Annotated in this window: 17 protein-coding genes; 6 read left to right on the top strand and 11 right to left on the bottom strand. The window is 68.3% G+C overall.

Going from position 1 to position 12,684, the window contains the following annotated elements:
* Positions 1-109 precede the first annotated feature (109 nt).
* A complete protein-coding gene (locus F3H87_RS02290) occupies positions 110-1,117 on the top strand; it encodes a LacI family DNA-binding transcriptional regulator (RefSeq protein WP_149786647.1) in 1,008 nt (335 codons plus the stop codon).
* A 58-nt stretch (positions 1,118-1,175) separates the two neighbouring features.
* On the opposite strand, the gene F3H87_RS02285 is transcribed toward F3H87_RS02290, so the two are convergent.
* The 11 genes from F3H87_RS02285 to F3H87_RS02235 all read right to left on the bottom strand — a co-directional run bounded on the left by F3H87_RS02285 (position 1,176) and on the right by F3H87_RS02235 (position 8,098).
* Positions 1,176-1,358: a DNA gyrase inhibitor YacG gene (locus tag F3H87_RS02285; protein WP_149786648.1), complete on the bottom strand. Its 183-nt coding sequence runs from the start codon at positions 1,356-1,358 to the stop codon at positions 1,176-1,178.
* A complete protein-coding gene (locus F3H87_RS02280) occupies positions 1,355-2,377 on the bottom strand; it encodes a ribonuclease E/G (RefSeq protein ID WP_149786649.1) in 1,023 nt (340 codons plus the stop codon). The genes F3H87_RS02285 and F3H87_RS02280 overlap by 4 nt, the downstream gene beginning before the upstream one ends.
* The gene (locus F3H87_RS02275) at positions 2,374-2,949 is read right to left on the bottom strand and encodes a Maf family protein (RefSeq protein WP_149786650.1); all 576 of its coding nucleotides are present in this window, start codon (positions 2,947-2,949) and stop codon (positions 2,374-2,376) included. Before F3H87_RS02275 ends, F3H87_RS02280 begins: the two co-directional genes overlap by 4 nt.
* Position 2,950: 1 nt before the next feature.
* On the bottom strand, positions 2,951-3,169 hold the full coding sequence (gene infA / locus F3H87_RS02270) for a translation initiation factor IF-1 (RefSeq protein WP_043918791.1): 219 nt from the start codon (positions 3,167-3,169) through the stop codon (positions 2,951-2,953).
* A gap of 87 nt (positions 3,170-3,256) precedes the next feature.
* Entirely contained in the window at positions 3,257-4,138 is an 882-nt protein-coding gene (locus tag F3H87_RS02265; RefSeq protein ID WP_149786651.1) for a carbon-nitrogen hydrolase family protein, read from the bottom strand.
* A 90-nt stretch (positions 4,139-4,228) separates the two neighbouring features.
* Positions 4,229-4,804, bottom strand: a complete 576-nt coding sequence (locus F3H87_RS02260) for a GNAT family N-acetyltransferase (protein ID WP_149787124.1) — start codon at positions 4,802-4,804, stop codon at positions 4,229-4,231.
* A gap of 5 nt (positions 4,805-4,809) precedes the next feature.
* A complete protein-coding gene (locus F3H87_RS02255; RefSeq protein ID WP_149786652.1) occupies positions 4,810-5,217 on the bottom strand; it encodes a ketosteroid isomerase-related protein in 408 nt (135 codons plus the stop codon).
* 99 nt (positions 5,218-5,316) lie between these two features.
* Complete coding sequence (locus tag F3H87_RS02250) at positions 5,317-5,775, bottom strand: arsenate-mycothiol transferase ArsC (RefSeq protein WP_149786653.1); 459 nt, start codon at positions 5,773-5,775, stop codon at positions 5,317-5,319.
* Between the two features lie 2 nt (positions 5,776-5,777).
* A complete protein-coding gene (locus F3H87_RS02245; RefSeq protein ID WP_149786654.1) occupies positions 5,778-6,257 on the bottom strand; it encodes a UPF0262 family protein in 480 nt (159 codons plus the stop codon).
* 147 nt (positions 6,258-6,404) lie between these two features.
* Positions 6,405-7,169: a LamB/YcsF family protein gene (locus tag F3H87_RS02240; protein WP_149786655.1), complete on the bottom strand. Its 765-nt coding sequence runs from the start codon at positions 7,167-7,169 to the stop codon at positions 6,405-6,407.
* Positions 7,166-8,098, bottom strand: a complete 933-nt coding sequence (locus tag F3H87_RS02235; protein WP_149786656.1) for a hypothetical protein — start codon at positions 8,096-8,098, stop codon at positions 7,166-7,168. The genes F3H87_RS02240 and F3H87_RS02235 overlap by 4 nt, the downstream gene beginning before the upstream one ends.
* Positions 8,099-8,286: 188 nt before the next feature.
* Here F3H87_RS02235 and F3H87_RS02230 point away from each other — a divergent pair, with 188 nt between their 5' ends.
* The 5 genes from F3H87_RS02230 (at position 8,287) to F3H87_RS02210 (ending at position 12,631) form a co-directional block, all read left to right on the top strand.
* Positions 8,287-8,988, top strand: coding sequence for a winged helix-turn-helix domain-containing protein (locus tag F3H87_RS02230; RefSeq protein ID WP_149786657.1), 702 nt, complete (start codon positions 8,287-8,289; stop codon positions 8,986-8,988).
* Between the two features lie 141 nt (positions 8,989-9,129).
* Positions 9,130-10,476: a 3-phosphoshikimate 1-carboxyvinyltransferase gene (aroA, locus tag F3H87_RS02225; RefSeq protein ID WP_149786658.1), complete on the top strand. Its 1,347-nt coding sequence runs from the start codon at positions 9,130-9,132 to the stop codon at positions 10,474-10,476.
* Positions 10,477-10,579: 103 nt separating this feature from the next.
* On the top strand, positions 10,580-10,945 hold the full coding sequence (locus tag F3H87_RS02220) for a hypothetical protein (RefSeq protein WP_149786659.1): 366 nt from the start codon (positions 10,580-10,582) through the stop codon (positions 10,943-10,945).
* A 67-nt stretch (positions 10,946-11,012) separates the two neighbouring features.
* Positions 11,013-11,633 carry a (d)CMP kinase gene (gene cmk, locus F3H87_RS02215; RefSeq protein WP_149786660.1) on the top strand — a complete coding sequence of 207 codons (621 nt, stop codon included), beginning with the start codon at positions 11,013-11,015 and terminating at the stop codon, positions 11,631-11,633.
* Positions 11,634-11,638: 5 nt separating this feature from the next.
* Positions 11,639-12,631, top strand: coding sequence for an aldo/keto reductase (locus tag F3H87_RS02210; protein WP_394852151.1), 993 nt, complete (start codon positions 11,639-11,641; stop codon positions 12,629-12,631).
* Positions 12,632-12,684: the final 53 nt, after the last annotated feature.

Below are 12,684 nucleotides of genomic sequence, written 5' to 3'. Positions count from 1 at the left end.
GATTCTCCCGATCCGCGCATGTAATCGTGTACTTTTGAGCCTGACAAAGAATGTAATCGTTTACAAGTATGAAATTCCGCGCCATTGTAACCGCCATCCGGGGGGACATATGGATCGGAAAACCGCGACTATTCAGGACGTTGCACGTATCGCAGGCGTATCCACCGCAACCGTGAGCCGGACCCTGTCGAAACCTTCCGTGGTTGCAAAATCGACTCGGGAGGCGGTTCTGGATGCCGTGGCCGAGACCGGATACCGGGTGAATGCGACCGCCTCGAACCTGCGACGGCAGCGCACCGGAACGGTGATCGTCCTGCTGCCGAACCTCGCAAACCCGTTCTTTTCGCAGATCCTTGCCGGGCTGGCGTCAGTGCTGACACCGGCCCAGTTGGGGATGCTGATCGCGGACACCCAATCCGGCCCCGACCCCGAGGAGCGGCTGCGGCACTACCTGACCTCGGGACAGGCGGATGGCCTGATCCTGCTCGATGGCACTTTGTCGCCCGAGGCGCTGGCGATCCCCGGGCGCCCGCCGGTCGTCCTTGCCTGCGAATGGATGGGCCACGATCTGCCTTCCGTGCGGGTCGAGAACGCCAGGGGCGCCGCGCTGGCCGTGGGGCACCTGGCCCGGTTGGGGCATCGCCGGATCGGCCACGTGACCGGGCCGCGCGGCAACGTGTTGACGGAAACCCGGCTGGAGGGGTTCTGTGCGGCACTGCAAGAGCTGGGCCTGCCGCTTGACGATCACTGGGTTCTCGAGGGCGATTTCAGCATGGATTCCGGCGCCGCCGCCGGGCGTGCCTGGCTGGGGATGACGGACCGGCCGACCGCTCTTTTCCTGTCCTCGGACGAGATGGCGATCGGTTTCCTCGGCGAGGTTCAGAGGGCCGGTATCCGCGTTCCCGAAGACGTGTCGATCGTGGGCTTCGACAATATCGAGATCGCGCAGCATCTCAGCCCGGGCCTGACGACCATCCGGCAGCCCCGCACCCAGATCGGGGTGCGTGCGGCCGAGCTTCTTCTGGCGATGATCGAAACGGGATCGCTGACCGGCCCGTCGGAACTGATCGAGGTCGAGTTCATCGTGCGTGGCAGCGCCGGAGTGCCTCCTGCCTGAGGTGCCGGGCACGGTATCCGTTCCGGCAAAGGTCGCACCGAGGGATCAGACAACCGGCTCAGTGCGGTTTCTGCGCCTCGCGCGCGATTTCGTCCAACGCGCGCTCGGCGTCTTCGGGATCGTCCGACGGGATCGCGTAGGACCCGCCCAGCCACTTGGCCAGGTCGACATCGGCGCAGCGTTTCGAACAGAACGGGCGAAAGTCCGGCGCGGTGTCCTTGCCGCAGATCGGGCAGCTCATGTCAGCACCTCCGACAACGGGCGGCGTTCGCGTTTGCGCTGCAACTCGTAATGGCCCAGCGGCGTCCAGCCGGCGAGGGTCGTTTCGACCGTATCGGCGCGGAACGCGGCGCGCAGCGCGGTTTCGAAGGCGCGGCGGTCCTTTTTCGGCATCGGCGCCAGGTCCAGCGTGATCTGCCCGCCCAGGCCCCGCACCCGCAACTGCCGGGGCAGATCGCGCGCCGCGGCGATATTCGCCTTGAGCGCGGCCGCCGGCGTGGTGTCGGTGCCGGTGTTCACATCCACCGCCACCAGCGCGCGCGTGGGTTCGATATAGAGCGAGCCGCCACCGGGCAGCGACACATGCGGGCTGCGCGCCGCGTCGATACGTTCCAGCACGCCATGCGCGGCGAACCCGCCCGGTTCGGTCACAATGTCGGCCGGGCCGGTCCATTCGCGCCAGGCCAGCGCGTGGGGTCCGTCGCCCTCGGTCAGCTTTTCCATCTCGCCGGCCTGGTCGGCCATCACCGCGCGGGCCAGGTCGGCCATCTGCGCGATATCGGCGGCGATATCCGCCGGTTCGGCGTCTGCGCAGGACGAGCGCAGGATCAGCCCCATGTCGCCATCCGCCATCTCGTCATGGGCGATTTCCAGCAGCCGGTCGCGCAGGTCGTCGTCGCGGATCTTGCGGCTGATGTTCAGCCCCGGCGCCTCGGGCGTGACGATGGCGAAACGGCTCTTGAACAGGATCTTCTGCGTCACCGGCATCGCCTTGCCCGGCTCGGCATGGCCCGACGCCTGCACCAGCAGGCTTTGCCCCGGTGCCACGCCCCGCACCTGGCGCAGGAACACCTTGCCATCGGGGGTGGACAGGAACAGCCCGCCCTGCCCCTTCATCGGGCGGTCGGCCAGCGCGCGATAGATCGCGCCGACGCGCGGCGTGTCGCCGTCGATCAGCAGATCCTCAAGCCGGCCGTCGACGATCAGCGCCGCGGCCTCGCGCCCGTCAAGATGGTCCAGGATGATCTGTCGTCCCTTCATGCCACCCTCCATACCGGATAGCCCGCCGCCTGCAAGAGCGCGGCGGTTTCCGCCAGCGGCAGCCCCACCACGCCGGTAAACGATCCGTTGATCCACGGGATCAGCGCACCCGCCGGCCCCTGTATGCCGTAACCGCCCGCCTTGCCCTGCCAGTCGCCGGTGGCAAGATAGCCGCGCAACTCCTGTTCCGACAGGCGTTTCATCTGCACGGTGGTCACCACGTCACGCTCCCACAGCCGGTCGCCCCGTTTCAGCGCCACGGCAGTGATTACCCGGTGCCGCCGCCCCGACAGCGCGCGCAGGAACCCCTCGGCCTCGGCCTGATCTGCCGGTTTGCCCAGGATGCGCCGGCCCATCGCAACGGTGGTATCGGCGCAAAGCACCAGATCGTCCGGCCCGGCGGGAACGGCCTGCGCCTTTTCCCGCGCCATGCGCGCGCAATAGGGGCGCGGCAATTCCTGTTTCAGGGGGGTCTCGTCGATATCGGGCGGGCGCACGTCATCCGCCGCCACCCCGATCTGCGCCAGCAATTCCTGCCGGCGCGGGCTGCCTGACCCGAGGATCAGGCGCACGTTACTTGAAGCGATAGTTGATACGACCCTTGGTCAGATCGTAGGGCGTCATTTCAACCTGAACCCGGTCGCCTGCCAGAACACGGATGCGGTTCTTGCGCATCTTTCCTGCCGTATGTGCAATGATTTCATGGCCGTTATCCAGCTCGACCCGAAATGTCGCATTTGGCAGGAGTTCCTTCACGACACCGGGAAATTCGAGCATTTCTTCCTTGGCCATGGTCTCTCCTTCGTTGCACGCCCCGCCAGTGCTGCGGGACAGGCGCTTAAATGGGCGCATTCGCGGCTTTTTTCAAGGGGAAAACGCCTATGCCAGCGCGATCGTCTCGATATGTGGCAGGCGTTCGGCCTGTTCGGTCCAGTGGCGCAGGTTCAGCACCCGGCCATCGGCCCGCACATCGGCGATCGCGGCCCGGTCTATCGCCGCATAGGTCCAGCCGGGGCGGTTCAGCGCGCCCTCGGCCAGAACGCCGGTGGGCGGGAATCCCCGGTCGGGCGGGCCGAACACGCCACCCATCCCGGTATTCTCCTCGACGGCGTAGATACGCGGCTGGTCGCCGACAAGCGAGGCCATGACCGTCACGCACTGGCATTCCAGCGCGCGGGCCATCGCCCCGATCCGCACCCGCCAATACCCTTCCAGCGCCTCGGTGGCGCTCGGCACCAGCAGGATCTCGGCCCCCGCCTCGGCCAGCGTGCGCGCCAGCAGGGGAAACTCGCTGTCGTAACAGATCAGCACGGCCAGCTTGCCCAGCGCGGTGTCGAAGATGCGCAGCGGCCCGCCGCCGGCCACGCCCCAGTCGTCGCGCTCGAACCGCGTCATGATCTGCTTGTCCTGATGGCCCGCCGCCCCCGTGGGCGCGAACAGATGCGCGCGATTGACCACACGACCATCTTCCTCGACCGGGGCCGAGCCGCCCAGGATATGCACCCCGAACTCGGCCGCCAGCCGGGCATGAAGCGCGTTCATCTCGGGCACCCGCGCCGACACCTCCCGGATCGAGCCGGTCACATCCCCCGCCACGGCCTCGCCCCCGAGCGAGGCCAGCTCCATCGCGCCATATTCGGGAAACACCAGCAGATCGGCACCCGCATCCGCGGCCTCGGCCACCCAGGCGCGCTGCTTGGCCTCATAGGCGGCCCAGTCCTCGAACCAGTCCAGCGGATATGCGGCGGTTGCGACTTTCATCCAAGGCTCCTTTCCGAACGCGCGGGTGCGCGGCCCTACAGCTTCATCTTGCCGGAAATACTCCGGGGGTTTGGGGGCAGCGCCCCCAATCTAGAGGTCCCGTATCCAGAATTGCAGCGGTTTCTTCGTCTCGCCCGCCGCGTCGATATCCTTCCACGCGAATTCCGCCACCGCGCCGGGCAGCTTTTCATAGCCGCGCCTGCGCCAGAATGCATCCAGCGGCACATACCCGGCCGGGCGCAGCGGATGATCGCCGGGGCGCACCACCGCGCAAAAGGCGCATTTCGTCCGGCCCAGCGCGCGGGCGTGATCCTCGCGCTGCTCGAAAAAGCGGTGCCCGATCCCCTGCCCGCGATACTCGGGCAGCAGCACCGATTCGGCGCAATAGAAGATGCCGGACAAATCCAGCCCCGTCCCGGCAAAGGCGGCGGCGAAATCGTCGGCGTGATCCTCCAGCGGCGTGCCCGTCGCCGCCCCCACCAGCCGGTCGCCGTCGAAGGCGCCCACGACGATGGCACCCGCGCTGTCGCGACAGGATTGCAGGTAATCCCGCTCATAGGCGAAATCCCCGTCGTAGAGATAGGGCCAGTCGCGGAACACCGCGATGCGCAGCCGCGCCACATCGTCCAGCGCGGCCCCGAGCGCCGCGCCGGTCAGGACGCGCATGTCGGTCATTCCGACACCTGCGCCATCCAGTCGGCAAGGTTGTAATAGGTCACGATCCGGGTAATCCGGCCGCCGCCCAGCGTAAAGAACGACCCCGCCGGCAGGCGATAGGTCTGGCCGTTCGCCCCGGGCAGGCCCTCGTCGGTCTGCAGGTAGGTGCCGTTGACGGTATATTCTGCCGCCGCGCGGGTGCCGCTGTCGTCGGCAAAGATCACCATGTCGGTCAGCTCTTCCTTGTAGCAGCGGCCCATATGGGCGCAGAATTCGGCGAATTTCTCCTTGCCGTTGCGCAGTTGCCCCTCGTTGACGTGATGGGCCACGTCATCGGCAAGACAGGCCAGCATGGCGTCGGCATCGCCGGCGTTGAAGGCATCGAAATATCGTTGGATCGTGTCGCGCGCGTTTTGGGTCATCCCGGTCACTCCCTGGTGGTCGCGCGATTGGTAGCACCGGCGCCGCGCCGGTCAAACCGGCAAACGGCAGGTTCCGGCCCGTTGGCGACACCCGGCGCGCTACCCCTCCTGTGGCGGGCCCCAGCGTTCGACCAGGTGCGCAACGATCTGGTCGCGGGTCTGGCGATAGGCATCCAGCTTGTCCTCGCGCGACTCGCCCAGGCCGGTGGGGTCCATGATCGGCCAGTATTCGACGTCGAGGTGAAACACCCGCGTCAGTTCCAGCGCCTGCCGCTGGCTGGCCGGCGACAGCGCCACCACGAGGTCAAAGGCCGACAGGTCGTCGCCCCATTCCTGCAACTGCTCGAAACTGCGCGACCGGTGGCGCGACAGTTCCACCCCGATCTCGTCGCAGACCGCGATGGCGAAACCGTCGACCTCCAGATCGCCCCGCACGCCGACCGACTGCACATAGGTGTCGGCGCCGTAAAACTTCTTCATGATCCCTTCGGCCATCGGCGACCGGACCGCGTTGTGATCGCAGCAGAAAAGCACCGACTGGGGCAGATCCCGCGCCACGCTCACCCCCCGAAATGCAGCACGCAGATCAGGGTGAACAGGCGGCGCGCGGTGTCGGTGTCGATCTCGGCCTTGCCATCCAGCCGTTCCGCCAGGATGCGCGCGCCCTCGTTGTGGATACCGCGCCGGGCCATGTCGATGGTCTCGATCTGGCTGGGGGCCGAATTCTTGACCGCGTCGTAATAGCTTTCGCAGATCGCCCAGTAATCCTTGACCACCTGGCGGAAGGGCGACAGCGACAGGTGGAACTCGGCCGCCTTCTCCTCCCCCTCGGTCAGCACGTCGAAGACCAGCCGCTTGTCACGGATCGACAGGCCCACGCGATAGGGCCCGTCCGGCACCACGCGATCGTCGCGCGCGGGAAGGGCAAAGCGGTTTTCCTCCAGCAGGTCGAACATGGCGACCTTGCGCTCCTGCTCGATTTCCGGCGTGGGCGGCGGCAGGTTGGCGTCGTCCAACTCGATATGGGTGATGTAGGACATGGGTCTTCCCGTCTTTGGAATGGCCTGTCCCTAGCGCAGGCCGGGCGTCACGGCAATCAAAAGCGCCGTGTCATGGAAATCCGCAGGCCGGTGCGGGCTGGCCGCCCCGTTCGGCTGTCACGGGAGGGTTCCAGGCCGCGCGCGCCCTCATCCCGGAAACCGCGCCACCGTAACGCCCGCCGCCTCCAGATGCGCGCGCACGGCGCGGGCGATGCCCACCGCGGCGGGCGTGTCGCCATGCAGGCAGACCGTGTCGATCCGGGCGGGGATGCGCTTGCCGCTGGCGGCGACGATCGCACCTTCCCGCACCATCCGCAGCACGCGCGCGGCGGCCTCGTCGGGGTCGTGGATCACCGCGCCGGGCTGACGGCGGTCGACCAGCGTGGCGTCGTCGTTATAGGCGCGGTCGGCAAAGATCTCGCCCACCCAGTTGCAACCCAGCGCCTGCGCCGCCTGCTGCTGCGCGGTGCCGGCGATGACCATGATCGTCAGGTCCGGTGCAACCGACAGCGCCGCGTCATAGCAGGCGCGCGCAAGTTCCGCATCCTCGCTGCACATGTTGGCCAGCGCGCCGTGAAGTTTCAGGTGCCGCACCTCGCCGCCCACCGCACGGGCCACACCCTGCGCCGCGCCCAGCTGGTAACGGATGTCGTTGGCCAGCGACGCGGGCGGCAGGTGCATCCGGTAGCGGCCGAACCCCGCGAGATCCCGGAACCCGGGATGCGCACCGATGCCCACGCCCTTTTCCGCCGCCAGCGCCATGGTCGCGGCCATCACGTCGGGCTCGCCCGCGTGAAAGCCGCAGGCGATATTGGCCGAGGTCACCACGTCCAGCAGCGCCGCGTCGTCGCCCATCGTCCAGGCGCCGAAGCTTTCGCCCATGTCGGCATTGAGGTCCACGCGCAGGGTCATCGCGGTTCTCCTTTCGGGGCGGCGGGGCCGTAGAGCCGCGCCAGCAGGATCGGTGTCAGGTACATCGGCAGTTGATAGCAGCCCAGCAGGATCAGCAAGGGGTCGGTGACGGCGGGCGGCAGCGCCATCAGGAAAAGCGCCGCATTACGGTTGCCCGCAACGATCGCCGGGCCGACGGGTTCGGGCAGGTGCAGGGCGGAAAACAGCCTGTAACCCGCTATCTGCAAGCCGAAATTCACCGCCATCACCCCCGCGACCAGCCACAGCACCGGCACCGGATTGGCGCGCAGCGCGGGGCCGAGCGCCGCCATCAGTCCCACCACGATCACCGCCAGCGCCACGGCGTTCATCCCGTCCACCGTGCGCAGGTCGGGCGCACGCCAGATAAAGGCGCGGGTGGCGAAACCGGCCGTCGTGGCGGCGAAGATCACCGCCAGCAACCGCCCCGAGGCGGCCAGCGCCTCGCCCCCGGCGCCGATCTCGGGGCCAAGCCAGAGGATCGGCAGCACCGTCAGCGGCAAAAGCGCGGTGCCGAGGATCAGCAGGCGCAGCGCCGGGGCCGGATCGCGGCCCAGCATGATGGTGAAATTGACCGAACCGGTGACCGAGGGCGCGGACAGCATCAGCAGGAAGGCCAGCGCGTAGGGGTGATCGCGCAGCCCCAGAACCCAAAGCGCGGCAAGCGCGGCAAGCGGCAGCGCCAGTTGCAAAAGCAGCACCAGCGCCAGCGTGCGGCGCGCCTCGGCCAGCCGGCCCAGCGCGGCGCGCGGCCCGATCCTGAGCGCGGTCAGGTACAGCAGCAGCGCCACCAGATGCGGCAGCCACGGCTTCAGCTGGGCGGCCAGCCCCGGCAGGCCCAGCCCGCAAGCCAGCCCCAGAACCAGCGCCCAGCGGCCATGCCGCGCCACCATGTGCAGCGCCGCGATCACGCCGCCCGCCCTGCCATGTCCGCGCGTTGCGGTGTTCCGTTCATCCCTGCATCCCGTCCCTTCCACCGCCACATTCCCGCCTGCGCGGCCGGATGCCAACCCCCATTACAATCGCGTGTGGGGCGATTGGCAGCGCGGGCGGGCTTGCCTATTGTCGGCGGGCAGCAACAGCCGAAAGGATCGGGCCAATGGCAGGAGATGACGGGCGCGCGGCATGGTTCGGAGCGCCGCGCACGCTGGTGATCCGGGGCGGGATATTCCTGCTGGTGGCGCTGGTCGCGGCCTCGGTGGCGATGTTCCTGAGCCTGCCCGACGCCAACGTGTTCAACGACCGGGTGGCGCAGATCTTTGCGGAAAACGACGCGCTGGTGAATCCGGGCGAGATCAACCTGCTGATGGTGCTGGGCCAGTCGGGCACGACCTTTGCCGAGGTGTTGTCGTCTTACCGGCTGATCATCCTGGTGCTGCTGGTGCTGGCGTTCTGCCTGCTTCTGTCCTCGCTCTATTTCCTGCTGACCAACGCGGCGCTGAACCAGCGCCTGCTGGAAATCGAACGCTCGGGGCTGCATATCACCTCGCTGGTGCTGAACCGCGAGCAGAAGATCGTGGCGATCAACAACATGGAATTCGGGCTGACCGACAACGCGCTGGAAACCCTGTCGGTGCTGTGCGAGGCGCGGCTGGACGACGAGATCATATCGGGCGTGGACCTGGAGGCGGCAATATCGGGCAAATCGGCGGTGGATTGCGAAGAGGCGGCGGGCGCCACGCGGATCAAGCGGCTGCGCGACCACCTGGGCAACCAGTTGCTGAGCCAGCTTCTGATCCGGCATGTGTCGCGCGAGGGCTACATGCTGACGATCAGCCCCGACGTGATCCGGTTGCGATAGCGCCCCCGCCGCGGCCCGGGCGCGGGCGGCAAGTGGCAGATGCCTCCGGCGGGAGTATTTTCGGGAACGATGAAGCCAGGGCGATGGACCTTGCCCGGCGGGCGCGCTAGAGGGTGGGCGACGTCAAGGATGAGGTATGCGATGTCCGCTCATGGTCCGGCCCGGAAGATGATTGCCCGGCGCAGCGACGCCCTGCGGGGCGAGGCGCATGTGCCCGGCGACAAGTCGATCAGCCACCGTGCGCTGATCCTCGGCGCGCTGAGCGTGGGCGAGACCGTCGTCACCGGCCTGCTGGAGGGGCAGGACGTGCTGGACACGGCGGAGGCGATGCGGGCCTTCGGCGCCGAGGTGACGCGGGACGGGGACGGCACCTGGCATGTGCACGGGGTCGGAGTGGGCGGTTTTGCCGAGCCCGAGCAGGTGATCGACTGCGGCAATTCCGGCACCGGCGTGCGGCTGATCATGGGGGCGATGGCCACCTGCCCGATCAGCGCGACATTCACCGGCGACGCCAGCCTGAACAAGCGCCCGATGGCGCGGGTCACCGATCCGCTGGCGCTGTTCGGCGCGCAGGCGGTGGGCCGGGCGGGCGGGCGGCTGCCGATGACGCTGGTGGGCGCGGCGGACCCGGTGCCGGTGCGCTATACGGTGCCGGTGCCCTCGGCCCAGGTGAAATCGGCGGTGCTGCTGGCCGGGCTGAACGCGCCGGGGCAGACGGTGGTGATCGAACGCGAGGCGACGCGCGACCATACCGAGCGGATGCTGGCCGGGTTCGGCGCCGAGATCGTGACCGAAGAGACCGGCGAAGGCCGGGTCATCACCCTGACCGGGCGGCCGGAACTGCGCCCGCAGACCATCGTGGTGCCGCGCGATCCAAGCTCGGCCGCGTTTCCGGTCTGTGCCGCGCTGATCGTGCCGGGCTCGGACGTGCTGGTGCCCAATATCGGGCTGAACCCGACACGGGCGGGGCTGTTCCATACCTTGCAGGACATGGGCGCCGACCTTGCATTCGAGAACCTGCGCGAAGAGGGGGGCGAGCCGGTGGCCGACCTGCGCGCGCGCTATTCCCCGGACATGAAGGGCATCGCGGTGCCGCCCGACCGCGCGGCCAGCATGATCGACGAATACCCCGTGCTGTCGGTGGTGGCCGCCTTTGCGACGGGCGCGACCGAAATGCGCGGGGTGAAGGAACTGCGCGTCAAGGAATCCGACCGCATCGCCGCGATGGCCGACGGGTTGCGCGCGGCGGGCGTGACAGTCGAGGACGGGCCGGACTGGTGGATCGTGCACGGGCGCGGCGCGGATGGCGTGCCGGGCGGCGCGACGGCGGCCACGCATCTGGACCACCGGATCGCCATGTCGTTCCTGGTGCTGGGGCTGGCCTCGGACGCGCCGATGACGGTGGATGACGGCGGGCCGATCGCCACTTCTTTCCCCGTTTTCGAGCCGCTGATGACCGCGCTGGGGGCACAAATCGGGCCGGCCTGAGCCACACAGGCGCCTTACCGGCGGACTTTTCTTTTCACCTGCCTGTCAAAAACGGGCCGCATTTCACGGGTATTTCCGGGCCATTCGGAACCGGGATAGTTGCATGACGTTTTTCGATCGTTTCCTGATCGCTTTCAGTTTTCCGCTTGGATTCCTGTTCGGGGCGCTGGCGATGTCGGTGGCCGCGCTGTTCGCCGTGACGGGCTGGGTGGCCGGATCGGTGTTCCTTTGCGCGGTGGGCTGCGTGGTGATCGTGGATTGCCTTTTTAACCGGCTGGACGGCGATACGTTCCGGCGGCTGGGCAGGCGCACCGGGGCCGAGATCACCCGGCTGGAACAATCCTTTGCCCGCCGGTCGCGGCTGTCGCGCTGCGTCTTTGCCATGGGCTTTGCCGTGGCGGTGGGATCGTCGCTGATTTGGTCGGTCGAAACGGTGACGGGCTTCGTCCGGCTGATCTGGCCGGCCTGAGCGCGCATCGCTTTCCAATCCCGCGCGGGCTTGCTAGGGCTTTGGCCAGCACCGCACGGGGACTGACATGAGTTTCACCATCGCCATCGACGGGCCGGCCGCCGCCGGCAAGGGCACGATCTCAAGGGCCGTGGCCGCGCATTTCGGCTTTGCGCATCTGGATACCGGGCTGCTTTACCGGGCGGTGGGCGCGCGCCACCTGGCGGGCGCCGAGCCGGTGGCCGCGGCCACGCAACTGACCGCCGCCGACCTTGAGGCCGATGACCTGCGCACGCCCGAGGTGGCGCAGGCCGCCTCCAGGGTGGCCGCGATCGGCGCGGTGCGCGCCGCATTGGTGGATTTCCAGCGCGCCTTTGCCCGGCGGGCGGGCGGCGCGGTTCTGGACGGGCGCGACATCGGCACGGTGATCTGCCCCGAGGCCGAGGCCAAGCTGTTCGTTACCGCCAGCCCCGAGGTGCGCGCCGAACGCCGGTATCGCGAGCTGCGCGAAAAGGGGATCGAGACGGATTTCGCCACGGTGCTGGCGGACACCCGCGAACGCGACGCCCGCGACATGGGCCGCACCGACGCGCCCCTGCGCCCGGCCGATGACGCGGTGGAAATCGACACCTCGCATCTGAGCATAGACGAGGCCGTCGCCGCCGCCATCGCCGCGGTGGACCAAGCCATGAAGGAGCGCACGACATGACCACCCTGCCCGGCCGCAAGATCGGCGGCGCGACGACCTCGGCCCTCGGGATCGGGGCGATGAGTTTCGCCGAGTTCTATGGCCCGACGACCGAGGAAAACTCATACGCCATCCTCGATGCCGCGATGGAACTGGGCGTGCGCCATATCGACACCTCGAACGTCTATGGCATGGGCCGCTCGGAGCGCGCCATCGGTGCGTGGCTGGCGGCCAATCCCGGTGCGCGCGCGCAGTTGCATATCGCCACCAAGGGCGGGATCACCCGCGACGCGGAGGGCAACCGCCGCTTCGACAACACGCTGGCGCATCTCGAGGCGGAACTGGATCAGAGCCTTGAGCGGATGGGCATCGACTGCGTCGATCTCTACTACATCCACCGGCGGCAGGCGGATATGCCCATCGAGGACGCGACCGGGGCGCTGGCCGCGCTGGTGGAGAAGGGCAAGACCAAAAGCATCGGTTTCTCCGAGATCGCCCCATCCAGCCTGCGCCGCGCCCATGCGGTGCATCCCGTCGCCGCCGTGCAGTCGGAATATTCGCTGGCGACCCGCGCGCCCGAGCTGGGACTGGTGCAGGCCTGCGCCGACCTGGGCGTGGCACTGGTGGCATTTTCGCCGGTGGGCCGGTCGCTGCTGACCGACCGCCCGCTGAACGCCGGGGCGGTGGCCGAGCTGCCATTCCTGCGGGAAAATCCGCGGTTCCAGGCGCCGAACCTGGCCGCCAACCTGGCCGCGACCGACAGGTTCCGCGCGCTGGCCGCCGAAATGGGCGTGCCCGCCGCGGCGCTGGCCATCGGCTGGGTGCTGGCGCAGGGCGACCACGTGCTGCCGATCCCCGGCACGCGATCCGTCGGCCATTTCCGCGAGCTTGTGCAGGGCGTCACGCTGGAGCTGTCGGCGGACGACATCGCCCGGATCGAGGCGGCGCTGCCGGTGGGCTGGGCCCATGGCGACCGCTATTCCGCCGGGCAATGGGTGGGGCCGGAACGGTTTTGCTGATCTTCGCGCGGCAGGCCGGGCTTGTGCCCGGCCATATCCCGCCGCCCCGGCCC

It is taken from the genome of Lutimaribacter pacificus (genome assembly GCF_900142185.1).
GTDB lineage: Bacteria > Pseudomonadota > Alphaproteobacteria > Rhodobacterales > Rhodobacteraceae > Lutimaribacter > Lutimaribacter pacificus.
Note: the sequence above shows the minus strand (reverse complement) of the source record. Positions and strands in the feature narration are given on the sequence as shown.

Excerpts from the sequence above, each read along its gene's own strand:
- F3H87_RS02285 (WP_149786648.1), bottom strand. The coding sequence starts at position 1,358 with ATGAGCTGCCCGATCTGCGGCAAGGACACCGCGCCGGACTTTCGCCCG.
- F3H87_RS02265 (WP_149786651.1), bottom strand. The coding sequence starts at position 4,138 with ATGAAAGTCGCAACCGCCGCATATCCGCTGGACTGGTTCGAGGACTGG.
- F3H87_RS02260 (WP_149787124.1), bottom strand. The coding sequence starts at position 4,804 with ATGCGCGTCCTGACCGGCGCGGCGCTCGGGGCCGCGCTGGACGATGTG.
- F3H87_RS02220 (WP_149786659.1), top strand. The coding sequence starts at position 10,580 with ATGACGTTTTTCGATCGTTTCCTGATCGCTTTCAGTTTTCCGCTTGGA.
- F3H87_RS02290 (WP_149786647.1), top strand. The coding sequence starts at position 110 with ATGGATCGGAAAACCGCGACTATTCAGGACGTTGCACGTATCGCAGGC.
- cmk (WP_149786660.1), top strand. The coding sequence starts at position 11,013 with ATGAGTTTCACCATCGCCATCGACGGGCCGGCCGCCGCCGGCAAGGGC.
- infA (WP_043918791.1), bottom strand. The coding sequence starts at position 3,169 with ATGGCCAAGGAAGAAATGCTCGAATTTCCCGGTGTCGTGAAGGAACTC.
- F3H87_RS02255 (WP_149786652.1), bottom strand. The coding sequence starts at position 5,217 with ATGACCCAAAACGCGCGCGACACGATCCAACGATATTTCGATGCCTTC.
- aroA (WP_149786658.1), top strand. The coding sequence starts at position 9,130 with ATGTCCGCTCATGGTCCGGCCCGGAAGATGATTGCCCGGCGCAGCGAC.
- F3H87_RS02230 (WP_149786657.1), top strand. The coding sequence starts at position 8,287 with ATGGCAGGAGATGACGGGCGCGCGGCATGGTTCGGAGCGCCGCGCACG.
- F3H87_RS02240 (WP_149786655.1), bottom strand. The coding sequence starts at position 7,169 with ATGACCCTGCGCGTGGACCTCAATGCCGACATGGGCGAAAGCTTCGGC.
- F3H87_RS02280 (WP_149786649.1), bottom strand. The coding sequence starts at position 2,377 with ATGAAGGGACGACAGATCATCCTGGACCATCTTGACGGGCGCGAGGCC.
- F3H87_RS02245 (WP_149786654.1), bottom strand. The coding sequence starts at position 6,257 with ATGTCCTACATCACCCATATCGAGTTGGACGACGCCAACCTGCCGCCG.